Raw genomic sequence first — 25,246 nt, forward strand, 5'->3', positions numbered from 1 at the left:
TCCTCTATTTAATCATTCAACAAAAGAAGCAGTTTCATCTGTGAATTCTACAGTTTCTGCATCTGATGAACCATTTGAATCTTTTTTCGCAGCTGAATCACCAGCACCACCAGTCACAAATTTAGACACTAAGTCTTCAATTTCCATTGTGCTTTGTGTGTTGCCAATTTGATCACCACGTTTTAAATAATTTAAACCACCACCTGGAACAATTTTGAGATACTTCTCGCCCAGTAAGCCATTTGTCGCTACCATAATGTAAGCATCTTCATCAATATTGGTGATGGAGTTCATGTTAGCGATCAGTTGCTTTTCCATTTCTTTTTGTTGCGATGGCGTCGCAGCTTCATAGTCACTGCTATAACGCAACTCTTCTAAAGCACCTTCTTGCACAGTTTTAAGTTGTTCATCATTGAAAGATGTCAGCTCACCATCTAAATTAATTTTCACTGTTGCAAGACGTGTTAACGGATCTAATGTGATTGACTCAACTTCACCTACTTTTACGCCGCTTAGTGCAACTTTAGCACGTGGTTTAATACCATTCACGTTATCAAAAGTTGCCGTCATGCTATAACTATCTTTTAAATTTGTCCCAGCTAAGCCACTTACTTTCATTGCCAAGAAAAATAATGCACAACCAAATAGAATCACGAATATTCCAACTGCGAGCTCACTCGTACGTGATTTCATTACACACCTCCAAACATGACCGCAGTCAAAACAAAATCAAATCCTAAAACACATAGTGATGAATACACTACCGTTCTTGTTGTTGCTGTCGCAATGCCTTCTGATGTGGGCTCGCATGAATACCCCTGATATACGGCAATCCACGTACAGATTAAAGCAAATACAAAGCTTTTGATGATCGTGCCATTAAAGACATCTTTATAAAATTGAACGGCACTTTCCATACCGCTCCAATACGAACCTTCATCAGCACCTAAAAAATCCACACCGACCATTTTTCCGCCCATGATCCCCACAGCAGCAAAAATTACGGCAAGCATAGGCAAACTAAATATACCCGCCCATAAACGTGGTGAAATAATGCGTTTAAGTGGATCAACACCGATCATTTCCATACTAGACAATTGCTCAGTCGCTTTCATCAAACCAATTTCGGCGGTTAAAGCAGATCCTGCACGCCCCGCAAAAAGAAGTGCAGCAACCACTGGCGCAAGTTCACGCAACAAGGTCAACGAAACTGCTGCACCAAGCATCGCTTCACTGCCGAAAGTGACCAAAATGCTATACATCTGTAAACCCAAGACTGCACCTATAAACAGCCCTGACACCACAATGATAAGCAATGATAATACGCCAACACGGTACATTTGATAGATAAAGAGTTTGACTCCAATCCAAGTCGGCATCGAAAATAAAATTTGAACTAGCATAATGGCTGCAACGCCAATACCTTGAACACGTTCTATAACGCGTCTGCCTAGTGAGGCTATCGCATTCATGTACGCACCTCATCACTTAAATATGCTTGATGACTAAATTGATAATCCACAGGACCTTCGACCGAACCTGTTAAGAATTGACGAACGAAAGGCGAACTATGATTCTTTAGCTGATCAGGTGTCCCCTCGCCTTGTACTTTACCTTCCGCAACCACATAAATGTAATCTGCGATCGATAATGTTTCAGCAACATCGTGAGACACGATAATGGTCGTTAGGTCTAACGCTTCTCGTAAAGAACGAATCAATCGGGTTAAAACCCCCATTACGATGGGATCCTGACCAGCAAATGGTTCATCGTACATAATCAAATCTGGATCTAGTGCAATTGCACGAGCTAACGCCACACGGCGATTCATCCCCCCTGAAAGCTCAGAAGGCATCATTTGCTCAGCGCCACGTAATCCCACAGATTCGAGTTTTAAAGCGACCAGTTCTGCAATCAAATGTTCAGGCAATTGAGTATGGGCGCGGATAGGGAAAGCTACATTTTCATAGACAGTCATATCAGTGAAAAGCGCACCACTCTGAAAGAGCATCCCCATACGAGCACGAGCTTTAAACAATTCCTGACGACTCATTTGGCTAATATTTTTACCATCCAACAAGACCTCGCCTGCATCAGGTACAAGTTGCCCCCCAATGAGTCTAAGAAGCGTGGTTTTCCCCGTCCCTGAAGGCCCCATAATGGCAGTAATTTGACCCTTACGAATCTTTAAATTGACTTGGTCGTAAATAACACGATCACCACGATTAAAGCTTAAATTTTTTACTTCGATCAACGCTTGCTCATCGATTTGTATTTGATTATTCATAGCTGAGCGTGTTCCTACAATTTTTCAGCTTGCATACTATACTCTGAAATAACTGAATTTAAATGTTATTTATAAAATACAAGGTTAAGCGGACATTGTAGCATTATTGATCATTTTTATTAATTTTGCTTATAGAAAGATGTGTTTTATTTATGAAACAATGATTTGAAATTATTCTTTTTTATAAATTTATAATGTGATACTAAAAAAGTAATAGGCAAGATTAAGTAATACCAATAAAAAGAACACGTACATCATGATTGCACCAACATTCATTTGCTTCGTCTCAATCATTATAATCTTATTATTCATATTTTACATTTACCATAAATAATGTGAAATTATTCACTTTTATTCTAACAGATTTTTTGATATGAGCAATAAAAAACCAGCCCGAAGGCTGGTTTATTTAGCTATACCGATTAGTCGTTAAATTTACGACGTGGGCGATCGCTATTGAATTCACGCTTTGGGCGGTCATCACCAAATGTACGTTTTGGACGATCAAAACCACCTTCACGACGTGCTGGACGGTCACCGAAATCACGTTTTGGACGGTCACCAAAACTGTTTTCACGAGGTTTATAATCTACACGGTTACCACGATTGTCATCGTTAGAACGAGGGCGATCACCGAAATCACGCTTTGGACGATCATCAAATGAACGTTGCGGACGGTCACCGAAATCGCGACGTGGACGATCTTCGCCATTAAACTCACGACGTGGACGGTCATTGTTAAACTCGCGACGTGGACGATCTTCACCATTGAATTCACGACGTGGACGATCGTTGTTGAACTCGCGACGCGGACGATCTTCGCCATTAAACTCACGACGTGGACGGTCGTTGTTAAACTCGCGACGTGGACGATCCTCACCATTGAATTCACGACGTGGACGATCTTCACCAAACGAACGGCGTTCGCCATCACGGTTACCCTCGCGACGTTTGAAGTTTGATTCACCTTCAAAACGACGACCACCACCGAAACCACCACGGCCACGGCCTTCACCACCACGGCCACGACCGCGACCAGCGCCATCACGACTACCGCGTGCTGGAGGTGGAGATGGCTCAAGACCTTCAATTTCAGAAACTTCTAGACGTGCATCTAAGTAGTCTTCTAAAGCACGAATTTTACCACGTTCACGGTAAGTCGCTAATGTGATTGCTTTACCAGTACGACCTGCGCGACCTGTACGACCAATACGGTGTACATAATCTTCGTTCTTCATTGGAAGACCAAAGTTAATCACGTGTGAAATTGTTGGTACATCTAGACCACGTGCTGCAACATCAGTTGCAACTAAAATTTTTGCGCGACCTTCACGGATGCTGCGCAAACGACGGTTACGTACAGTCTGTGGCATTGCACCATGAAGTGCTACAACTGAAAGACCAGCTTCAGACAGTTCTTCTGCAAGCATATCTGTATCTTCTTGCGTAGAAGCAAATACAACAGCTTGATCTAGATCTTCTTCATTTAACCAATGTGTTAAAAGCTTTTTCTTGTGCTCAAAACCATCAGTCCAATGTAAAGTCTGAGTGATGTCAGTATTCGTCGTGTGACCAGTTTCAATCGCAATACGTTCTGGTTCATTCATCATACGTTCTGCCAACGTAATAATACGTGGTGCGAACGTCGCAGAGAACATTAATGTTTGATCACGGTTACCCGCTAAATCACTGATCGCCTCTAAATCTTCAGAGAAACCAAGATCAAGCATACGGTCTGCCTCATCTACGATTAATGATTTAACTTTGTCCAATTTGATTTGACGACGGTTTACTAGATCAAGTAAACGACCTGGAGTCGCCACAACAACTTGTGCACCTTTTAATTGTTGGATTTGTTTACCAAAAGGCATACCACCCATAATCGCAGCAATACGAACACCTTTCATGTGACGTACAAATGCAATCGCATCTTGGCTCACCTGTTGAGCCAATTCACGTGTTGGGCAAAGTACTAAAATTGTAGGTGCGGTTACAGCACGCATACGCTCTTTGAAAGAAAGCAACGTATCTTCACTACCCGCTAAAGCGTGAAGTGTAGGTAATAAGAATGCAGCAGTTTTACCAGAACCTGTTTGGCTTGATACTAAAAGATCTTTACCATCTAAAGCAGCAGGAATTGATTGTTCCTGAACAGGAGTAGGCGATGTAAAGCCTAATGCTTGTAATGCTTGTTGAAGTGATTCGTGTAGTGGAAAATCAGCAAAAGTTTTGCTCATAGAGTTTTTCACCCGAAAATTGGGTGCTCCATTAAATAAAGTCTGATGGACATCGGCAAAAAGCGGTACAGCAATAATCGCTGAAAATATAGAATCAGCGGCGATCCGAGAACGACGATGCGTATAACGCACACATGATTACAGCCTGAACCTGAAGGAATCGCTTTTAGCGATTGGGTGGGGCGCGAAATAATGTCCTCTCTTTGGACCGGACGCGCATACACAATATAGAAGAGAAATGTTCAGGTAATGAACGAAATTTAGTGCGTGCGCGGAGTATAACAGATTTTTTTATAATGTCATTAAGTTTAATTGCTTTTTGGTGCATTCAAGTACAAATATTCAGATTTATCATGTTTTGGACATAAAAAAGCTCCCAGTTAGGGAGCTATCATAAATTTGATCTGCTTATTTAGCAGCAGCACCCCAAGCTGGGACAACTGCTTGCATCAATGGTTTCAATAATTTCATAGAACAAGCCAAGACTTGACCATTTTCCATTGAATTAGAACCACCGCGCGCATCAACTACTGTACCACCAGCCTCTTTAACAATTAGCTCACCCGCTGCGATATCCCATGGTTTTAAACCAAGTTCGAAATAACCATCGTAACGACCAGCAGCAACATAAGCTAAGTCAAGTGCTGCCGAACCTAAACGGCGGAATTGAGCACCTTGTTCAGATACAGCCAACAAAGAATCGAAGTGATTTTTTGCATAAGAAACTACTTCGCCATCGCGTTTAGCACGATATGCATGACCAACAGCCAAGAATGTACGATCTAAACTATCTTTTACATTCACACGAATACGACGTTGGTTCATCATTGCACCGCGACCGCGACTCGCAGAGAACAATTCATCTTTGATTGGGTCATACACAACACCGTGTTGAGTCACGCCTTTGTGTTGAACTGCAATAGAAATACAGAAGTGTGGGACACCATTAATGAAGTTTAAAGTACCATCTAAAGGATCGATCACCCAACACCAGTCAGCATCGTGACCTTTACCTTCTTGCATACCAAACTCTTCACCAAGGAAGCTGTGATTTTTATAGCTTTTGCGCAAGATATCGATCGTCAACTCTTCAACATAGCGATCAACGCGAGTCACAGGACCTTCGATACCTTTTTCTTCAACTTGCAGATCAAGTTTATGACGATTCTGATGCGCTTTTAAAAGCTCTTGACCAACTGTTTGAGCCGCACGCGCAGCCATCACCACCATAGGTTCCATTGAACACCCACTACAAATTTGAAGATACTGATAAAGAATAATGCATAAAAGCGCCGACATTTTATCAAATATCGGCACTTTTAGGTAAAAAATGTTTCTAAAATTTTATGACTTGTATTTAAACCACCTGTACAAGCTTTAACCAAGCTTGTTGAATTGAAGATTGGATACCTTCTGCATCCAATCCACAATCTTTAAGCATCTCACCATGACTGGCTTGTGCTAAGAATTGATCAGGTAAGCCTATGTTCAAAACTGGCTTGAGAATGTGTTCGGCCATTATAAATTCATTCACAGCACTTCCAGCACCACCCATGACTGCATGCTCTTCAACCGTTACAAAAAGTTGGGTTTGATCTGCATATTGTCGAATGATTTGACCATCTAGGGGTTTAACAAAACGCATATTCAAAACGCGTACTGCAACATCCAATTGATCAACTAAAAGCTGAGCAGCATTTTCTGCAACACTCACGCGGCTACCGAAAGCTAAAATAGTAATCACTTCTTCGGCTTTTACATTCAGCTCCAAAGTTAACTCAGCTTTACCAATTTCAAGCGCTGTCAGTTCTTTTTGAATTTCAACACCTAAACCATTTCCGCGTGGATAACGTACTGCAGCAGGACCCGGGTGCAAATAAGCGGTATGTAGCATTTGACGGCATTCATTTTCATCTTTTGGTGCCATAATCACGATATTCGGAACTGTACGCATAAATGCGTAATCATATGCACCAGCATGAGTTGGTCCATCCTCACCTACTAAACCTGCACGATCGATACCAAATGTGACATCAAGGTTTTGTAATGCCACATCATGAATGAGCTGATCATAACCACGCTGTAAGAAGGTTGAATAAATTGCCACTACTGGTTTTAAACCTTCACATGCCATACCAGCAGCTAAGGTCACTGCATGTTGTTCTGCAATTGCCACATCAAAGTAACGATCAGGATATTGTTTGGCGAATTGCACCATACCTGAACCTTCACACATGGCAGGTGTAATGGCTAACAACTTATCATCCAACTGGGCTTCATCACACAACCATTGCCCAAAAACATCAGAATATTTGGGTGCTTTTGTTGAAGCTGATGCAGCATTTAATTTAGCAATTGCGTGATATTTTATTTGATCTACTTCAGCAGGTGCGAAGCCCTTACCTTTCTTGGTATAGATATGAATTAAGCGCGGCCCCTTACGTTTTTTTAAGGCACTAAATACATTAACAAGTTCATCGACATTATGACCATCGAATGGACCAAAATAGTCAAATCCAATCGCTTTAAATAAGTTATCTGCAGCCTCTGTAGCAGCACAATGTAAGCGTGAAGTGTAGTCCCACTCAGGATAATCCCGAATAAATGGATTACCCTGCTCATCAATGTGTACAGATTGCCCTTTTTCCCAAATAGCAGCCAAATGTTTTGCAAAACCACCCGTGCTACATGAAATCGACATATCATTATCGTTCAGTACCACCATGAGATCAGCATTATGTGCAACAGCATCATTCATGGCTTCGAATGCCATCCCTGCTGTCATTGCACCATCACCGATAATTGCAACCACTTCACAAGGATCTTTTTGATAACGACGAGCTAAAGCCATTCCCAAACCCGCTGAAATAGCAGTTGATGAGTGGCCCACACCAAAAGTATCAAACTCAGACTCTTCACGAGCGGGGAACGCCGCTAAGCCATTTTTTGCACGAATTGTTGTTAGTTGCTCACGACGTCCAGTCAAAGCTTTATGTGGATATGCTTGATGACCCACATCCCAAATAAGACGATCATGTGGTGTATTGAAACAATAATGCAAGGCAACAGTTAATTCGATTACACCCAGATTGGCACCGAAATGCCCACCACTTTGTCCAGCAGCATACAAAATAAATTGACGTAGCTCGTCCGACACTTGACTCAATTGTTCTTTGGCTAGTTGACGCAATTGCATTGGATGATCAATCGCATCCAACAAAGGCGTAACAGGACGTTGACTAGGTATTTCGGTATACAACATATGTGGCAATGCCTTCTAAAGCCTGGCAAATCCTAAGCTAGGTAAATGGGTTAGCTCGATTCTTCTTATTGATCGAGAAATCGAAAAAAAACACCTTAAATCAACCACATTTATATTGGTCCAGTGTTGAGCTTTCGCTAAACGGGCGTTGTTAGGTAGCTAGATTATCCTGAATATCGATGCTACTTATCAACTATTATCTTGTGCTTTGCAAAAAAAAGGAAATCTTCTGTGTAAATTTGCACAATGATACTCAACTATGGTCTGATCATTCAGCTATACTTTAGCCAAATTATGAACATGTAATGGAAGTCGCTGTGCCTATAGAGTTTGTTGCCACATCTAAATTACCCACTGCCTTTGGTGATTTTAAAATCACTGTTTTTCAAGATCCTAAAACAGGTGAAGAACACGTAGCATTGTCAAAAGGATTAGATACAGCACCCACCTCTCCTGTCTTGGTACGAATCCATTCCGAATGTTTAACAGGTGATGCTTTTGCTTCATTAAAATGTGATTGTGGCCCACAACTTCAAGCAACTCAAAAACTGATTAACGAAGCAGGACAAGGTGTAATTTTATATTTACGTCAAGAAGGTCGTGGTATTGGTTTAACCAATAAAATTCGTGCTTATGCCTTGCAAGATCAAGGACATGACACAGTGGATGCCAACCTGATGCTCAACTTACCCGCTGATGCGCGTAAATACGATATGTGCAGTATCATGCTGGATCACTTACAAGTGAAAAAAGTCAAACTGGTTACGAATAATCCTCTCAAAATTAAAGCTTTAACTGATTTAGGAATTGATGTGGTTGATCGTGTCCCGTTAACGGTCGGTTTGAATAAATTCAATGAAGAATACTTAAAAACCAAACATGAGCGCATGTCACATATGTATCAAAAGGATGATTTTTAACTACAGCATAATTTAATCGTTGTAAAAAAATACCCCGATGCTTAGGGGTATTTTTTCACTTAGACTCAATCTAATTTGTGAAGATGACTATATCGTCATAGAAAATATCCGATTTTCAGGTTTGTTTCTTTTTAACCTTAAATCGAAAGCCATACAGATATTTCGTACAAATGGTTTTCCAGCTTCCGTTACCTTCAATCCATATTCACTCATCTTCACAAGTTGGTCATTTTGCATTTCAGCTAAATCTTCTAAAACTTGTGGTCGCTGTGCAAAATCCATGTCACCTTGCCAATTCGTCTCAAAGTGGCACATGAGATTTAAAATGTGTTTTCTGATTTTCAAATCTTCTTCTGTTAAAAGATGACCTTTAAAAACTGGAATTTCATTTTGTTCTAATCGAGCATAATAATTTTCAAGCGTCTTTTCATTTTGGGCAAAACCTTGCCAACAATCGCCAATAGCTGACATCCCTAAGCCAATCATCACTTCTGTTTTTGAAACGGTATATCCCATAAAATTACGATGTAACTGTTGGGCTTGAAATACCTGATACATATCATCATGCTCAAGCGCAAAATGATCCATTCCTATTTCATGATATCCAGCAGACAATAATTTTTGTTTTCCTTGCTCATAACACTGTCTTTTCTCTTCATCGCGCGGAACATCATGGTCTTTAAAACCACGTTGCCCATTGCCTTTGATCCATGGTACATGCGCATAACTGTAAAAGGCTAAACGATCTGGCTTAATTTGAATGGTTTGATCAATTGTGTTTAAAACATCATCTAAATATTGAAAGGGCAGCCCGTAGACCAAATCATGCGAAATAGAGGTATAACCAATTTCACGCGCCCATTCTGTAACCTGCTTTACGTGTTCAAAAGGTTGAATTCGGTGGATCGCTTTCTGCACGGTTTCATTATAATCCTGCACGCCAAAGCTAACGCGTCTAAAACCCAATTCAAACAGCGTCTTTAAATGATCGTAAGAAGTATTATTAGGATGTCCTTCAAAACTAAATTGATGATCTTCAGCTACTTGTGATAACGCTAAAAGCCCATCAATCAACTGTTTAAGATGCTGAGGAGAAAAAAATGTAGGTGTCCCCCCCCCTAGATGTATCTCTTTAATCAAAGGACGCTCTATAAATAACTCACAATACAATTTCCATTCTTTTAACAAAGCCAAAATATAGGGCTGTTCCATTTCATGTTTTTTAGTGATTTTTTTATGACATCCACAAAAAGTACATAAGGACTCGCAAAAAGGTAAGTGAATGTAAAGGCTAATACCATGTTGGCTATTCGATTTATCAAAACGTATTTTTAGTTTTTGCTGCCATAGTACTCGATCAAAAGTCGACTGCTCCCAATACGGAACTGTGGGATAGCTCGTATATCGAGGACCTGGAACATTATATTTTTGCACCAGTGAAACAACGTTTTCGAACATATCCCCACCTTTAAAATCACCACATATTAAAAGCTTAACTGCTTTCAGTCGTCCTATTTTGAGGAGCTTATTCTTTTAATTCAACCTAGTATCTTGGTCAGGATTCATAAGCAAATTCAAATCACAAAGTACGTTTACCCTGACTAAACTTAAATCTCGATCTGCTATATCGATAAAATCGCCTTAATCTTTCATACAATTTATGTTTTGATGTAGCTAGTTTTTCATTGCCCAAGAGGCTTGGTATGTCACACCCGACTTCTGCAGATATTCAACGTGTTCGTGAATTTTTACTCGACTTACAAACTCGAATTTGTGCTGCGCTTGAACAACAAGAACAACAAGGTGGCGGTAATGCCCGATTTGAGATCGATGATTGGGAACGTCCCGAAGGTGGTGGTGGCAGATCACGCGTATTACAAGATGGTACAGTGATCGAAAAAGGTGGTGTGATGTTCTCGCACATCAATATCTCAAAGTTACCAGCATCTGCTACCGAACGGCACCCACATATAGCTGGCGCACAAGCACAAGCCATGGGGGTTTCTTTAGTGATCCATCCTAGAAATCCAAATGTGCCGACCTCACATGCCAACGTAAGACTATTTGTCGCAGAAAAAGAAGGACAAGATCCTATTTGGTGGTTTGGCGGCGGTTTTGATTTAACGCCATTTTATCCGAATGATGAAGATGTTAAATCATGGCATCAAACTGCGCACGATCTTTGTGCACCTTTTGGCGATCATGTCTACCAAGATCATAAAAAATGGTGTGATGATTATTTTTATTTGAAGCATCGTGATGAACAACGTGGTGTCGGTGGGTTATTTTTTGATGACTTAAATCAGTGGGATTTCGAAACTTGTTTTAAATACATGCAAGCTGTAGGCAATGGATATCTCAATGCGATTCTACCAATCTTCCAACGTAATCAAGATAAACCCTATAGTGAAGCTCAACGCGATTTCCAATTGTATCGTCGTGGGCGCTATGTGGAATATAACTTAGTTTACGATCGAGGGACGTTATTTGGATTACAAACTGGCGGTCGAATTGAGTCTATTTTAGTAAGTCTTCCTCCATTAACGGGTTGGAAATACAGACCTGAATGGGATGAAGGCTCTGCTGAAAAAAAATTAACCGACTACTATTTAAAACCGAGAGATTGGCTCGCTGAACTGCATTAATTGTAAATCACTCGCCCTGTTAAAACAGGGCTTTTTTGTTGAGCAATATATTCATCCCATTGTCTAACGAAATTGAATAATTCCATTACATTCTCTTAGAAAAAAAGGCACAATAGATAAAATTGATTAAATTTTGTCACACTTCTGACACAGCTCTTAAGTTTAATTTAAGCAAAGTACTGTACAATCAATTTTTACTTGTATTACTCATGGAAGTTTTTACTTCTGCATAAGGAATCGATATGCAACACAACTCTATTCGCGCACGTGTTGTCGTATTTTGGACACTGGTTATTGCTCTTTTGAGTGCAATCAGTACCACTATATTTTCAGAAACACTACTCAATGATAGCTTTGGTTTTAGCTTGATGGTGTTTGCAGCTGTTGGTCTACTGCTCAACATTGCGCATATTTTACTTCATACCCTATTTGAAATTTGTAACCCAAGTCATTAATACACTTCATTGAATATGTTCATATTGGGAACTTTCTGCATTTGACGTATATTGTTTGCCACTTCTTCATCAGGAATTAGAGCAATGCGCAAACAATTTGCCGTAATTGGAAATCCCATTAAACAATCTCGATCTCCAGAGCTTCATCATGCGTTCGCACAAAAGACTGGGGTGATCCTTGAATATAGCAAACGCCTTGCTCCTCTCGATGGTTTTACACAGAGTATCAATGAATTTTTTAAGGCTGGTGGTATTGGTCTGAATGTCACGGTGCCGTTTAAAGAACAAGCTTTTGCACAATGTGATGTACTCACTGAACGTGCCAAAATTGCAAAAGCAGTAAATACACTATGGATGAAAGATGGTGTATTGCATGGCGACAATACCGATGGCCAAGGACTTGTTGCAGCCATTCAACATTTAAATTGGCCTCTTGAGCAAGCAAGCGTGCTTATTTTAGGCGCAGGTGGTGCAACACGTGGCGTGATTTATCCACTGCATAAAGCTGGTGTAAATAAAATCATGATTGCTAATCGAACGGTTGCTCGCGCAGAGCAATTGATTCAGGACTTACAACCTGCTGTCCCAGATCTAGAGCTAAACGCTTGTGGTCTTGATCACATAGCAGGTGAATTTGATATTGTTATTAATGCTACCTCGGCAAGCTTATCTGGCGATGCAATCAATCTACCCCAACAGTTAAAATTCAAATATGCCTATGAAATGGCCTATGGCAAACCTTCCACTTTCCTTGATCAAGCGAAACAGCGTGGAATTCCGACTGCAGAAGGATTTGGAATGCTCGTTGGACAAGCGATTGAATCTTTCGCGATTTGGAATGGTGTGCGTCCAGAATTAAAAGATTTTATTTAGTTTTTGCACACGTTTAGTGCCTTGTGAATAGTGCAATTTTTTAAATTGCACTTTTTTCTCTCTATAATATCGATTAAATCTCTTCGAATTGATTTTAGTGACATATTTTTAGTGCATATTCAAATTGAATAAATTCAAATTAAACATATGGTCATCCACACAACAAAACCAACCTAAGCTTATGTATTAATAATATTATTTTTTCTAATAAACTCCTACTACAACAAATGAATTCAGTTTATATTCATTCAAGAGCCTAAACACTAATTCGCAATTCTGACATTTATTTCCGTGACTTACATCAATGTTTTTTTAGTGTTGTAGGTCAATAATCGGATCATCTAAAAAGTATTTTCTCTATTCAAATTAGGAAAAGTTCAATGCCTGCATATAAAGCGCCCGTACGTGATATTCGTTTCTTAATGAACGAAGTTTTTGATTATCCTGCGCACTATAAAACTCTAAGCAACGGCGAAGCTGCTGACTCTGATACTGTCGATATGATTATCGAAGGTGCTGCAGATTTCTGTGAAAATGTATTATCTCCACTTAATCAGCCTGGAGATGAAGAAGGCTGTCATTTTAAAGATGGCGAAGTCAAAACGCCTAAAGGTTTCAAAGAAGCTTACGAGCAGTTTGTACAAGGTGGCTGGCAAGGTCTTTCGTATCCTGAAGAGTTTGGTGGTCAAGCACTGCCTATGTCGCTGAACCTGATCAAATCAGAAATGATGGGTACAGCAAACTGGTCTTTCACGATGTATCCGGGCTTAAGTATGGGTTGTATGAATACCATCATGCAATTTGGTACTGAAGAACAGAAAAACACCTACATGCCTCACCTCACTGCTGGTACATGGTCAGGCACAATGTGTTTAACTGAACCACAATGTGGTACAGACTTGGGTCAAGTTAAAACTAAAGCTGAGCCTAAAGGTGACGGTACTTATGCTATCACAGGTACTAAAATCTTTATTTCTGCGGGTGAGCACGATTTAACTGAAAATATCATTCATATTGTGTTGGCACGTCTTCCAGACTCTCCAGCTGGTACACGTGGTATTTCTTTATTCATTGTTCCAAAATTCATCCCAACTGCTGATGGTGGTGTAGGCGAACGCAATCCTGTGACTTGCGGTTCTATTGAACACAAAATGGGGATCAGAGCATCTGCTACTGCCGTACTGAACTTTGATGCTGCAACGGGTTATCTGATTGGTGAAGTCAACAAAGGCTTACACGCAATGTTTACCTTCATGAATACGGCGCGTATCGGAACTGCTGTTCAAGGTTTAGCACATGCAGAACTTGCATTCCAAGGTGCATTACCTTATGCAAAAGAACGTATGTCAATGCGCGCACTCTCAGGTAAAAAAGAGCCTGAAAAAGTAGCTGACTCAATTATCCATCATGCTGATGTTCGTCGTATGCTTTTGACTCAAAAAGCGATTGCTGAAGGTGGCCGTGCAATGATCTATCATGCTGCACAGCTTGCTGACAAAATGACTGATGCTTTAGCTCAAGGTGATCAAGCGAAGTTTGATGATTACGATGATAAACTAGGTTTCTACACACCAATTTTGAAAGGCTTCTTAACTGAGTTAGGCTTAGAAGCAGCAAACCACGGTATGCAAGTCTTTGGTGGCCATGGTTATATCAAAGAACATGGTATGGAGCAGATCGTTCGTGACGCGCGTATTTCAACGCTTTACGAAGGTACAACTGGTGTTCAAGCACTAGACTTAATCGGTCGTAAAGTACTGTTATCTTCTAAAGGTAAAGTCGTTCGTGACTATACAGCTGAAATCTTAAAATTCTGTGGCCAGCACGCACGCAATAAATACATGCGCCGTTTTGCTTGGGACTTAACTAAGATTTGTGCACAATGGAACGCATTAACTGTACGTATTATGCTTGCTGCACGCAAAGATCGCGACATCGTTTCAAGTGCTTCTGTGGATTACTTAATGTTCTCTGGTTATGCAATGATGGCATATTACTGGGCTCAACAAGCGGCAGTGGCATCAGCGAAGTTAGCATCAGGTGATGGTCAAGAAACTCCTGAATTTTATAAAGCGAAAATCAAAGTTGCAGATTTCTACTTTGAGCGTTTACTTCCACGTGCCCAAGGTCATGCTGAATCTATGGTTAACCCTTCGAAAACTTTAATGTCTTTAGAAGCTGAACACTTCAGTTTTGATTACTAAGATTTCATAGAAAAAAAGACCGCCAAGGCGGTCTTTTTTTATTAATTCAATAAACCATTGTACTTTAAGAATACGAAATTACATTTAGAGCAAGAATACAACAGTGGTATCTTGATCAAGCGATATAAATATTCCAAATGAGCTTTTATCAATATACAAAAAGGAAAATAATATGCATAAGACATTGATCTCCTTCTCTTTACTCAGTGCAGTCTTTCTCGCTACAAATAGCTTCGCTGAATCGGATATTAAAAATCACCAAAAAACCACGACGTATTCAACAAAGAATTTGAATTACTCGACGAGTGGATCTGCTGAGGTCATTATTCATCGCCCTGTTAGTGAAGTCTTCAATATTTTAACCAATGTGAATCTTTGGCCAAAAATTAATGTGGGTGCAACTCAAGCCATTGAGCCTAAGAATATTCGTGTTCAAAAAGGTACGACTTTCAAAGAATTTATTAGCAGCCCGATTCCAGGCATAAAAGATTGGAGTAATGAATGGCATGTGATTGAGTTTGAGAAAGATAAGAAGTTTGTTATCGCAACCATAGAACAATTTGCTCAAGTCCCAATCCATTCAAAAATTACCTATGAATTTGATCGTATCAACGCCAATAGCACAGAATTTGAACGAACTATTGAAGTAACTTTAGACGATAAATTTATTCAAGACGCGACAAAACAAGAAGTTGAAGCCCTGTATCGTTTTATTGGTTCTCAGTGGAAAATGGCCAATCATTTAAAAAAATATGTTGAAGATCAACGCTCAAATTAAGGGATTAAAAAACACCTGATTGAACAACCAATCAGGTGTTGTAAATTAATGCATATATTTTAATGCTCACGGTACTCTTTAATCTCTATTGGCTTATCTTTCACGAGTTCAACTGTTCCCTCATTCAAACCATTGAAATTTTTAAAATGAATTGAAACACCATCTCTATTTGCAAGTTTTACACCACTTGCAGCAACCGCGCTCTTCAAGTGATAAACCGCATCCGAGTTATCCCTGAGTTCTGCCGTCTGAAAATTGTCTTTTGTTTTTAGCTCTAATGTTAAATCCATTGGTCCAGTAAAATGGATCACCTGTTCACCTTCAGCACGAGCAACTTGATCAACAGGCGCTGAAGCTTCAGCATTTAAATGCGCTGGTCTCTCTTGTTCTGACATTTGCTCACTATTTTTGTTTTTTATCAGCACAACCAACGAATGCCAATCCCAAGATTGAAGCCACTAGAACTAATTTCATTTTTATTACCTATCTTGATGAAAACCATTAAAAAACTCATCATTATTTTCACAGTAAAAAAGCGAAATAAATGTGGATTTAACAGTTTCGCTGTTAAAAATTACATTGGAGTTTAACTATAGAACTTACAGAAACTCCTCAAGCAATGAGTTCAAATATAAATGTCCTTGAGCAGTGCATGACAAACGGTTTGGATCATCTAACATTAATTTTCTGTCAATCAATGATTGAACTTGATCTTGGATTGATTGCAAAGATAAACCTGTACGAGCTTCATAATGTGAAGTTGGTACACCTTGATTAAGTCGAAGTGCATTCATCATAAATTCGAATGGCATTTCATCAGCTTCAATTTTCTTAAACTGCAAATGCTCTGCAGGGACTTTCGCTAGATAATCTTTCGGTAATCGTGTTTTTTGGTAACGATATACACCATCACTTAGCGTCACTTTAGCATGCGCACCAGCACCAATCGCTAAGTAATCGCCAAATTGCCAATAATTTAAATTATGTGCTGAGGGTTTTTCTTTACGCCAAGCCGACACTTCGTAGTTAGTAAAATCATTTTCGATTAAATAGGCCTCACCCTGTACCTGAATTTCTTCTAATACATCATCGACAGGCAATATAGGTTGAGTTCGAAAAAATACGGTATTGGGCTCAATGGTTAACTGATACCACGAGATATGTGTAGCACCGTGCTCCACGGCAAGTTTTAAGTCAAGTAATGCTTGTTCAAGCGTTTGTTCAGGTAAGCCGTGCATTAAATCGACATTAATTCGCTTAAAGCCTGCATCTTTCGCCAAACCAATTGCTGAAATTGCATCTTGGTTGGAATGAATACGCCCCAATTTTTGAAGATGATTCGAGTTAAAGCTTTGGACACCTAAAGACAACCGATTGATCCCCGCCTTTAAATAATCTGCAAATGGATCATGTTCTACCGTTCCCGGGTTGGCTTCTAAGGTAATTTCACAATCATCCTCAAACGGAATCAAAGCGCTTAGCTGAGCAAATAGCCATTGATACCCTTGAGCAGAAATGAGAGAAGGAGTACCTCCACCTATGAACACGCTATGAATTTGACGACCCTGAGCAAAATTTATCTGTGTTTTGAAATCCTCAACCAATGCTTGTAAATATTCTTTCTCCAACGTCATGGACAATGCCCCATTGGGTACTGCATGCGAATTAAAGTCGCAATATGGACATTTACGCACACACCACGGCATATGAATATAAAGTGACAATGGAATATCTTGTGGATTCAAAGTAGCCAAACGTACAGCTCAAAACTTAAAAAACTTATTTTAACATGACTACACCATAACGCTCAGAACTGATTCAGTTTTTACTTTACACTCAATATAAAACAAGGACGTGGGTGCATTTATGTTTAAAGTCGCGAGCCAATTTTTATTCTTTATCCCTTTAGCGCTGGGGATCGGAATCGCAATGACCTTCCAAACTGCGATTAACACACAATTACGTGAATATTTATATTCTCCATTACAAGCTGCACTTTTATCATTTTTGATTGGTACAATAGTTCTCGCAATACTGGTTTTTTTTCAACAGACTGAAAAACCACAATTGAGCGAAATTGTACAAATTCCTTGGCATCTTTGGCTTGGCGGTTTTTTAGGTGTTTATGCCATCAGTATTAGTATTTATTCCGCACCTAAATTAGGTTTCTTAACCTTATCGGCATTAATTATTTTTGGACAGATTGTTATGTCCATGATAGTCGACCATTTTGGAATTTTAGGTACAGAAAAAATTGCCATTAATTGGCAGCGCATTTTGGGTGGCGTGGTGATTTTTATAGGTGTGCTTCTCACTTTACAACGCTAAACCTTTATTCTAAGCACATAAAAACGATGAGTAATTTTTGTGTCTAATGTAACTGCAACTTCCAACATCAGTTATGAATTAAAAAAACTATTTCATCTCATGATCCCAATCTTGATTACGCAATTTTCGCAAGCAGGATTAGGACTGATTGATACCATTATGGCAGGACATTTATCTGCATTAGACTTAGCAGCAATCGCTGTCGGGGTAGGTCTTTGGATTCCTGTCATGTTGCTATTTAGCGGCATTATGATTGCAACAACACCGTTGGTTGCTGAAGCGAACGGTGCGCGGACTCCAGAGAAAATTGCCACTATTACACGACAAGCATTATGGGTAGCCTTAGTTCTCGGGATTATTGCTGGTCTAGTCTTACAGATTCTCCCCTATACCCTTCCCCTTCTTGGCGTTCCAGATTCACTTCACCCTAAAGCTGGCCTATTCTTACATGCGATTGGATTCGGTATGCCAGCGGTCACCATGTTTGCTGCACTACGAGGATACTCTGAGGCGATTGGTAATCCACGCCCAGTGACTGTGATCAGTTTAATGGCCTTAGTCGTACTTATTCCGCTTAATTTTGTGTTTATGTATGGTCTAGGTCCAATTCCTGCATTAGGAAGTGCTGGATGTGGATTTGCAACGGCAATTCTACAGTGGCTGATGCTGATCACGTTGGCATTGTATATCTTGAATAATCAGGCATATCAAAAAACCCAACCCTTTAGTCATTTTGAAAAAATTGATCGCTACTGGTTAAAACGCATCCTTGCTTTAGGTTTCCCAATTGGATTGGCTATCTTCTTTGAAGTCAGTATTTTCAGTACTGCAGCAATTGTATTGAGTCCATTGGGTGAAATTACGGTAGCAGCGCATCAGATCGCCATCTCCATTACGTCACAATTATTTATGATCCCGATGTCTCTCGCGATCGCACTTACCATCCGAGTGGGAACGTATTATGGTGAAAAGGATTACCAATCTATGCGTAAAGTCCAATGGTTGGGTTTAGCAACAAGTACTGTACTGGCAGTAATGACCATGATTTTATTGTGGGTCTTCCGCCATCAAATTGTCGCGTTATATACCTCTGATGTATTGGTGACTCAAATTGCGGTTTACTTGGTGCTATTCGCTGTTGCTTACCAACTGATGGACGCTTGGCAAATCAGTGCTGCAGGATGTCTAAGAGGCATGCAAGATACGAAGGGTCCTATGTGGATTACTATGCTTGCCTATTGGGTGATTGCATTCCCTGTAGGCGTATATCTCTCTAGATTTACCAACATTGGTCCTGCGGGTGTATGGATTGGATTGATCGTGGGGTTAAGTATTGCCTGTGTACTCTTACTCGGACGTTTATATATGAATAATCAGCGACTTGAGCGTAGTCAATCATCATGAACAATAAATCCCGAATGCTCGGGATTTATTTTTTTATGCCAATCATTTACTTACAACTCATTAACAATTTCAAATATGCATCTTTTGATTTGTCGCCTATGATCAAATCAGAAGATGAAAATAATGAATCGAGGTTCTCAACTCATGGCAAACAAAGCGAGCTCTCCCGGCCGTCGTTTCATGAAACTCGCAGGTATGACTGCAAGTATTGCTACTAAAACCGTGTCCAACTCTATCCGCACCTTTAATGCAGATGATGATAAAAAAAACGAAGCACGCAGTAAGCTCTTTCAAGACATTGGCGTTCAAATTGCAGACACCCTTGGGGAAATGAAAGGTGCTGTAATGAAAGTTGGTCAAATTGCATCACAATACAAAGATATTTTCCCGCCTGAAGTCGCAAAGGCTATTGCTAAATTACAACGTCAAGCCCCTGCGATGCCCTTCCAGCAAATCAAGCAACAAGTTGAAAAAGAACTTGGTCAGCCACTGTTAGATGTTTTTAAAACATTTGATGAACAACCTTTTGCAGCAGCTTCGATTGGGCAAGTTCATAAAGCAACCTTAAAAAATGGCCAAGAAGTCGTTGTAAAAGTACAGTACCCAGGCGTAGATGAAGCATGCGAAAGCGATTTAAAACAAGTCCGCTTGGCTTTACGTTTGATGGGTGTATTAAAAGTCGATAAAAAATTACAAGATCGATTATTTGCAGAAATTCAAGACAGCTTACACGAAGAGCTCAACTATGAAATTGAAGCGCAAAATTTAGAGGTATTTAGAACCTTCCATCAAGCATTGGATTCTAAAATTATTATCCCACAAGTGTTCAAAGATTATTCCAGCAGACGAGTTCTTACATTGAGCTTAGAAGCAGGTGACAATATTGAAACCGCAAGCACTTGGCCGCTTGAAACACGTAACGAAATTGGTCGTCGACTAATTCAGGCTCTTGGCCATCAGATTTTCTATCTAAAACGCTTTCATTGTGATCCGCATCCTGGCAATTTTGCTTTCCGCTCAGATGGTAGTGTCATCATCTATGATTTTGGTGGTGTTAAAACCTTATCTGCTGAACTGGTGGATCGATTTAAAAAATTAGTTCGCGCTGGTCGTGCTGAAAATATCCAAGAGATTGAACAACATCTATTCGCGTTGGATGCTCTTGCTGAAACAGGAAAATTCCCTGAGGAACTTTACAAACAATGGTTAGAAGTGTTGCTCAGACCCCTTACCACTCAATACAATTTTGCTGAAAACTCATCTCATCATGATGGCGTCATTTTAGTGAAAAAATCACTTAAGTATTGGGATACATTTAAGCCCTCTCCAGACACATTAATGGTCAATCGTACGATTTCTGGACACTATTGGAATCTGATTAACTTAAAAGTCGATGACAATATCAATGATTTGTTTGAAACGCTCGTTCCTAATTGAAAAATTAACAAGACCTTACAATCCTCATTATTGTTATGTTATATTATAACATCATATAAATAATTCGGAGTGTTTCCATGCGTCCCAATATTCATCCTGAATACCATGAAGTACTATTTCATGATACCAATGCAGATCAGTATTTCATCATCGGTAGTACGATTCAATCAAAGCAAACCAAAGAATATCAAGGGAAAACTTACCCCTATGTCACGCTAGATATTTCAAGTGCTTCGCACCCTTTCTATACTGGTGAGGTCCGTCAGGCCAATAATGAAGGTCGTGTGGCAAGTTTCAATAAGCGTTTCGGTCGCTTTAAACGTAAATAATAAAATTTTCGACTCTCACTATTTTTAAGCCTAAATTTACTCCTCCAATTTAGGCTTTTTTTTATTCTTATCGTTATTTATTGGTTAAATAAAATTGAGTAAAGGTAAAACTCAAGATCAATCCTAAAAGTCCAATCAAGATACTACTTACAACATACATCAGTGCCAAATTATATTGTCCAGATTTTATCAATTGAAAAGTTTCCAAGCCAAAACTTGAGAATGTGGTAAACCCACCTAATATGCCAACCATAAAAAATAGGCGAGCTTCTTGTTGTAATACAGGATATTGTAAACTGAATGCAAAAAATCCCCCTGCTAGAACACAGCCCAGAATATTCACAATCCAAGTTGCCCATGGAAATTGATCTGCATTTTGCATGAACCACATACTGGTCATATATCGAAGTGTTGCACCAATCGCTCCACCACATGCTACCCATAACCAACTCATATTATGTCCGTTCTCGTGTATTGATCATATTTTTACCTTAAAAAGTAACGAATTATTGTCTTGGATTCACGCGTTTTTTCGTTAAGATGTAGCAAATTTAAACGTGTAAGGACTCAATTATGGCTCAAGCATTATTGGAACAATTAAAAAATGGCGAAGCAAAATTTGCCGACGTAATTTCATTTATTGAAGCAGGTTATACACATACGCCAACCGCATTTAGTAATGGTCAACAATATAATGCCAGTAATGAAAATCAAGGGAGTGCTAAAGTTTTTTCCTTTGCCAAATTAAATGGTCTTTCTCAAGAACAAACATTACAGCTTTTTGCAGAACACTACGTTTCTGTTATGGCGACACCTGAAGCTTCAGATCATCAAAATATCCGTCAATTTATGATTCATGGATGGGATGGCATTAAATTTGAAGGAAATGCACTCACTGCGAAATAATCATAAATAAAGACTAGCGCTTGGCTAGTCTTTTTCAACAGTATTATTTAGGTATTCAATTACACCTAATCCTGCTGCTCGACCTGTTGCAAAACACGCTGTAAGTAAATAACCACCTGTCGGGGCATCCCAATCCAACATCTCTCCACAGCAGAAAACAATTGGATTACTTTTCAACTGTAACTGTTTAGTCAAGGCAATTTCCCGTACACCACCTGCGCAGCTAATGGCTTCGTCAATGGGTCTAAAACCGTCTAGTTTGATAGATAAATGTTTAATATGCTGAGCCATTTTCTCTGCAATCGCCCAATCATGCTTTGAGGTCAATTCACGTAATAAATTTGACTTTGCATTGTCTAATCCCAATTTTCGCCATACATTATTTATGCTTTGTTTCTTAGCATTCTTAAGTTTAGAGATGATTTCATGCTCAGATAATTCTGGCAGTAAATCTAAATTTAAAACCATGGAATCTTGATATTGCAATTGTGTTCGAAGTGCCCGACCATGCTTATAGACCAACCCACTCTCCAAACCATAATGGGTGATCACAATATCCCCCTTAGCTTTGGGCTGATGATCCACCCAAGCTTCAACTCGTTTGAGTGGCGAGCCAAATACAGGTTCCATATACGAAGACCAAGCTCTGACTACACCAGCATTACTCGGGGAAAACGCTTTTAACTCTTCTTTAGCCAACCATGACTGCCAAGCCCCATCACTACCCAACTGTGCCCATGACACAGCGCCACACGCCAATACAATCGCATCAAATTGCTCAGTTCGTATTGAATTGGATTGAGTATCAAAAACTGTCAGTTCATTTTGATTAAGCGCGGTAATTTGATGCCGATAATGAAAATTGACTTTGGAATCCACTAAACTTTTTAACCAAGCACGCAGTAATGGAGCTGCTTTCATTTCATTGGGAAATATACGACCTGAGCTTCCAACATAGGATTCAATCCCTAGGTTTTTCATCCAATTCTGAATCCAACGCGCATCCCACTTTCTCACCCAAGGTGCAAGCCATTCGGCATGATCATAACGACCAATAAATTGATCAAGAGGTTCGGCATGAGAAATATTTAAACCTGTTTTACCTGCCATCAAAAACTTACGCGCAGCTGAAGGCTTTTGTTCAAAAATATGAACTTCAAATGCAGGATGAGCAGATAAAACTTCAGCAGCCATTAAACCTGCTGGACCTGCGCCTACGATTGCGATTCGCTTTGAATATTCCAAATTCATAGATTATTCGTTTGTTGATTTTCAGAAGAGATCGGCATTTGCCCTTGCAGAGGCATAAAGTGATCGAAGCGAGTTTGGTACGCTTCAGGTTTTTGAATAATCAACTGCTGGCATAATTCACCACGATCTAGATACTTTACTTCAAAATGCGTTCTTGCCGAAGTTGAAGAGATTCGTTCTTTAACATAAGAAAGGTTCCAAACATTAAGCAGTTGTTGCTCTGCCTCGTCAATATATTCAGGAATATTGCTGGCTAAAGTGATCGTACCATTCGGTTGCAATCGAGACAGTAAAAATTCAAAAAAAGGCATATTCAACCAACGTTGCGCTGGATTATGAGGTTCAGGATTCGGATATAAAATAAAAAAATCTTCAACTTGCTGTGGAAATAGCGCATGTACGATCCAAGGGATTGCATCTGCATGTACAGGTCGCAAATTGGTTTGTCCCTCTAGTTGATGCTGTTTTTGCATCGCTAGAAATTTTTCTCTAGTTCGTTCAATCGCGATTAGTTGTCTTTGCGGATTTTGTTGCGCAAACAATAAAGCATGTTTACCTTTACCCGCCCCAATCTCAACACATAGTGGTTCAGCTAGAATCGGTAGAAAGTCGCGTGGCGCATGCATACGCTGTGCTTGAAATTGACGAATCGGCATAATCAGATCAAACTTATGAAAACGCGACAAGTCTAGCAACTCTAGATGCTTTTGCCTATTTTAGCTGTTTTATTTTACTAGGATTGATTTATGCCAAAAACATTTCCGTGCCCACGCTGTGGACAGCCTAGTCAATGGACTGGCAATGAATTTCGTCCATTTTGTTCTGAACGATGCAAACTTATCGATTTAGGGGCTTGGGCAAATGATGAATATCGCCTTCCGACACAGGATTCTCCTCAAGCTGATCAAGGGGAATATCATGAATAATGCCAACTTTCCTCAATATTAAAAGAATAATTCAATTATATTTACACAAACAAAAAATTAGCTTTTTTAAGAAAACTCAATAAATGTGATTTTATTTAAGTTTGTGTTGTGATATTGTGATAACAATCACATTAAAACAACAATTCTACTTTCATAAATACATGAGACTTTATAAATTCACATTCACACTCAGTATAATTTTAACTTGCCTAGGCCTCCTTTTTGCAGGTCTAGGCATTTATCAACATGATTTCGTCTTGATTTTAATCTCTGCACTATTTGTGTTAGCCGCTGCCCTTCTCTTTTGGGAATTGAATGACATCAATCGAGATCACTTTTTTCGTTTTTAATTAACCAGCTTTACCTGCCACAAACGGGTTAAACTTTTTCTCATAGCCAATGGTACTGATTGGACCATGCCCTGAAATAAACTGTGTTTCATCTGGCAAACTAAAACATTCTTTCTCAATGGAATCTAGCAACTGTTGATGATTTCCCTTGGGAAAATCTGTTCGACCAATTGAACCCTTGAAAAGAACATCGCCAGTCCATAACAAGCCATAGTTAGCATTATAGAACATGACGTGGCCAGGCGTATGACCGGGAGCGAATCGAACCTCAAAGGATTCATCCCCTAATTTTAAAGTTTCACCACCTTCAAGCCACTGATCAACCACAACAGGTTCAGGTATCGGAAACCCATATCGTGCTGAAACTTCCTGAATCATATCTAACCAAAATGCATCTTCTTTATGAGGACCAATTACTGGAATACCCCACTCTCTCGCCAATGCTCCGACCGCACCAGCATGATCAAGATGACCATGAGTTAACCATAGCTCCTTCACTGTTAAGTCTAACTCTTGCACAACTTGCATAATTTTTTCAGGCTCACCACCTGCATCAATTAACACAGCTTCTTTGGTCTCTTGATCCCAAACCAATGAACAATTTTGCTGAAATGCTGTCACAGGAATAATTTTAACTTGAAGCATAGGAACCTT

General features: G+C 39.6%; 25 protein-coding genes. 12 read left to right on the plus strand and 13 right to left on the minus strand.

All coding sequences use genetic code 11. The features are described 5' to 3' along the window. Positions 1 to 12: 12 nt before the first annotated feature. From mlaD to dxs, 6 genes are all read right to left on the minus strand, one after another. A complete protein-coding gene (mlaD, locus tag AC1M9F_RS11845; protein ID WP_180028249.1) occupies positions 13 to 693 on the minus strand; it encodes an outer membrane lipid asymmetry maintenance protein MlaD in 681 nt (226 codons plus the stop codon). Then, a complete protein-coding gene (mlaE, locus tag AC1M9F_RS11850; protein ID WP_035265034.1) occupies positions 693 to 1,472 on the minus strand; it encodes a lipid asymmetry maintenance ABC transporter permease subunit MlaE in 780 nt (259 codons plus the stop codon). Before mlaE ends, mlaD begins: the two co-directional genes overlap by 1 nt. Further along, positions 1,469 to 2,287, minus strand: a complete 819-nt coding sequence (locus tag AC1M9F_RS11855; RefSeq protein ID WP_035265033.1) for an ABC transporter ATP-binding protein — start codon at positions 2,285 to 2,287, stop codon at positions 1,469 to 1,471. The genes mlaE and AC1M9F_RS11855 overlap by 4 nt, the downstream gene beginning before the upstream one ends. Positions 2,288 to 2,709: 422 nt before the next feature. After that, positions 2,710 to 4,524 carry a DEAD/DEAH box helicase gene (locus AC1M9F_RS11860; protein ID WP_180028266.1) on the minus strand — a complete coding sequence of 605 codons (1,815 nt, stop codon included), beginning with the start codon at positions 4,522 to 4,524 and terminating at the stop codon, positions 2,710 to 2,712. Between the two features lie 408 nt (positions 4,525 to 4,932). Beyond that, entirely contained in the window at positions 4,933 to 5,763 is an 831-nt protein-coding gene (locus AC1M9F_RS11865; RefSeq protein WP_035265030.1) for an inositol monophosphatase family protein, read from the minus strand. A 118-nt stretch (positions 5,764 to 5,881) separates the two neighbouring features. Next, a complete protein-coding gene (dxs, locus tag AC1M9F_RS11870) occupies positions 5,882 to 7,786 on the minus strand; it encodes a 1-deoxy-D-xylulose-5-phosphate synthase (protein ID WP_481592053.1) in 1,905 nt (634 codons plus the stop codon). 317 nt (positions 7,787 to 8,103) lie between these two features. Here dxs and ribA point away from each other — a divergent pair, with 317 nt between their 5' ends. After that, positions 8,104 to 8,706 carry a GTP cyclohydrolase II gene (gene ribA, locus AC1M9F_RS11875; protein WP_180028265.1) on the plus strand — a complete coding sequence of 201 codons (603 nt, stop codon included), beginning with the start codon at positions 8,104 to 8,106 and terminating at the stop codon, positions 8,704 to 8,706. A gap of 87 nt (positions 8,707 to 8,793) precedes the next feature. Here the strand turns inward: ribA and hemN are convergent, their stop codons facing one another. Continuing rightward, the gene (gene hemN / locus AC1M9F_RS11880) at positions 8,794 to 10,164 is read right to left on the minus strand and encodes an oxygen-independent coproporphyrinogen III oxidase (RefSeq protein ID WP_481597856.1); all 1,371 of its coding nucleotides are present in this window, start codon (positions 10,162 to 10,164) and stop codon (positions 8,794 to 8,796) included. A 245-nt stretch (positions 10,165 to 10,409) separates the two neighbouring features. Here hemN and hemF point away from each other — a divergent pair, with 245 nt between their 5' ends. The 5 genes from hemF to AC1M9F_RS11905 all read left to right on the plus strand — a co-directional run bounded on the left by hemF (position 10,410) and on the right by AC1M9F_RS11905 (position 15,661). Continuing rightward, the gene (hemF, locus tag AC1M9F_RS11885; RefSeq protein ID WP_481597857.1) at positions 10,410 to 11,351 is read left to right on the plus strand and encodes an oxygen-dependent coproporphyrinogen oxidase; all 942 of its coding nucleotides are present in this window, start codon (positions 10,410 to 10,412) and stop codon (positions 11,349 to 11,351) included. Positions 11,352 to 11,593: 242 nt separating this feature from the next. Next, positions 11,594 to 11,806: a hypothetical protein gene (locus AC1M9F_RS11890; protein WP_035265018.1), complete on the plus strand. Its 213-nt coding sequence runs from the start codon at positions 11,594 to 11,596 to the stop codon at positions 11,804 to 11,806. 84 nt (positions 11,807 to 11,890) lie between these two features. Beyond that, positions 11,891 to 12,679 carry a shikimate dehydrogenase gene (gene aroE / locus AC1M9F_RS11895; protein ID WP_481597858.1) on the plus strand — a complete coding sequence of 263 codons (789 nt, stop codon included), beginning with the start codon at positions 11,891 to 11,893 and terminating at the stop codon, positions 12,677 to 12,679. Positions 12,680 to 13,059: 380 nt separating this feature from the next. Continuing rightward, a complete protein-coding gene (locus tag AC1M9F_RS11900) occupies positions 13,060 to 14,883 on the plus strand; it encodes an acyl-CoA dehydrogenase C-terminal domain-containing protein (RefSeq protein WP_481597859.1) in 1,824 nt (607 codons plus the stop codon). Positions 14,884 to 15,055: 172 nt separating this feature from the next. Then, positions 15,056 to 15,661 (plus strand): SRPBCC family protein, encoded by a 606-nt coding sequence (locus AC1M9F_RS11905; protein WP_481597860.1) that lies wholly within the window; start codon positions 15,056 to 15,058, stop codon positions 15,659 to 15,661. A 59-nt stretch (positions 15,662 to 15,720) separates the two neighbouring features. Here the strand turns inward: AC1M9F_RS11905 and AC1M9F_RS11910 are convergent, their stop codons facing one another. After that, positions 15,721 to 16,056 carry a hypothetical protein gene (locus tag AC1M9F_RS11910; protein WP_481596521.1) on the minus strand — a complete coding sequence of 112 codons (336 nt, stop codon included), beginning with the start codon at positions 16,054 to 16,056 and terminating at the stop codon, positions 15,721 to 15,723. Positions 16,057 to 16,260: 204 nt separating this feature from the next. Next, complete coding sequence (gene hemW, locus AC1M9F_RS11915) at positions 16,261 to 17,415, minus strand: radical SAM family heme chaperone HemW (protein ID WP_481597861.1); 1,155 nt, start codon at positions 17,413 to 17,415, stop codon at positions 16,261 to 16,263. A gap of 112 nt (positions 17,416 to 17,527) precedes the next feature. Here hemW and AC1M9F_RS11920 point away from each other — a divergent pair, with 112 nt between their 5' ends. The 4 genes from AC1M9F_RS11920 to AC1M9F_RS11935 all read left to right on the plus strand — a co-directional run bounded on the left by AC1M9F_RS11920 (position 17,528) and on the right by AC1M9F_RS11935 (position 21,159). Then, positions 17,528 to 17,989 (plus strand): DMT family transporter, encoded by a 462-nt coding sequence (locus AC1M9F_RS11920; protein ID WP_035264998.1) that lies wholly within the window; start codon positions 17,528 to 17,530, stop codon positions 17,987 to 17,989. 99 nt (positions 17,990 to 18,088) lie between these two features. Further along, positions 18,089 to 19,393 carry an MATE family efflux transporter gene (locus AC1M9F_RS11925; RefSeq protein WP_481597872.1) on the plus strand — a complete coding sequence of 435 codons (1,305 nt, stop codon included), beginning with the start codon at positions 18,089 to 18,091 and terminating at the stop codon, positions 19,391 to 19,393. 144 nt (positions 19,394 to 19,537) lie between these two features. Further along, positions 19,538 to 20,830 (plus strand): ABC1 kinase family protein, encoded by a 1,293-nt coding sequence (locus tag AC1M9F_RS11930; protein WP_481586816.1) that lies wholly within the window; start codon positions 19,538 to 19,540, stop codon positions 20,828 to 20,830. Positions 20,831 to 20,907: 77 nt separating this feature from the next. Then, positions 20,908 to 21,159, plus strand: coding sequence for a type B 50S ribosomal protein L31 (locus tag AC1M9F_RS11935; protein WP_035264993.1), 252 nt, complete (start codon positions 20,908 to 20,910; stop codon positions 21,157 to 21,159). A gap of 73 nt (positions 21,160 to 21,232) precedes the next feature. Here AC1M9F_RS11935 and crcB read toward each other — a convergent pair whose 3' ends face one another. Continuing rightward, entirely contained in the window at positions 21,233 to 21,613 is a 381-nt protein-coding gene (gene crcB, locus AC1M9F_RS11940) for a fluoride efflux transporter CrcB (RefSeq protein ID WP_481597862.1), read from the minus strand. A gap of 119 nt (positions 21,614 to 21,732) precedes the next feature. Here crcB and AC1M9F_RS11945 point away from each other — a divergent pair, with 119 nt between their 5' ends. Then, on the plus strand, positions 21,733 to 22,065 hold the full coding sequence (locus AC1M9F_RS11945; protein WP_481597863.1) for a HopJ type III effector protein: 333 nt from the start codon (positions 21,733 to 21,735) through the stop codon (positions 22,063 to 22,065). Positions 22,066 to 22,089: 24 nt separating this feature from the next. On the opposite strand, the gene AC1M9F_RS11950 is transcribed toward AC1M9F_RS11945, so the two are convergent. Together AC1M9F_RS11950 and AC1M9F_RS11955 are read right to left on the minus strand one after the other, a co-directional pair. Beyond that, a complete protein-coding gene (locus AC1M9F_RS11950) occupies positions 22,090 to 23,316 on the minus strand; it encodes a TIGR03862 family flavoprotein (RefSeq protein ID WP_481597864.1) in 1,227 nt (408 codons plus the stop codon). Beyond that, positions 23,313 to 23,978 carry a class I SAM-dependent methyltransferase gene (locus tag AC1M9F_RS11955; RefSeq protein ID WP_481597873.1) on the minus strand — a complete coding sequence of 222 codons (666 nt, stop codon included), beginning with the start codon at positions 23,976 to 23,978 and terminating at the stop codon, positions 23,313 to 23,315. Before AC1M9F_RS11955 ends, AC1M9F_RS11950 begins: the two co-directional genes overlap by 4 nt. 84 nt (positions 23,979 to 24,062) lie before the next feature. On the opposite strand from AC1M9F_RS11955, the gene AC1M9F_RS11960 reads away from it, so the two are divergent. Then, on the plus strand, positions 24,063 to 24,242 hold the full coding sequence (locus AC1M9F_RS11960; RefSeq protein ID WP_035264978.1) for a DNA gyrase inhibitor YacG: 180 nt from the start codon (positions 24,063 to 24,065) through the stop codon (positions 24,240 to 24,242). Between the two features lie 350 nt (positions 24,243 to 24,592). Here AC1M9F_RS11960 and AC1M9F_RS11965 read toward each other — a convergent pair whose 3' ends face one another. Beyond that, a complete protein-coding gene (locus AC1M9F_RS11965; RefSeq protein WP_481597865.1) occupies positions 24,593 to 25,237 on the minus strand; it encodes an MBL fold metallo-hydrolase in 645 nt (214 codons plus the stop codon). Positions 25,238 to 25,246: the final 9 nt, after the last annotated feature.

Source organism: Acinetobacter sp. ANC_7504 (assembly GCF_056779995.1).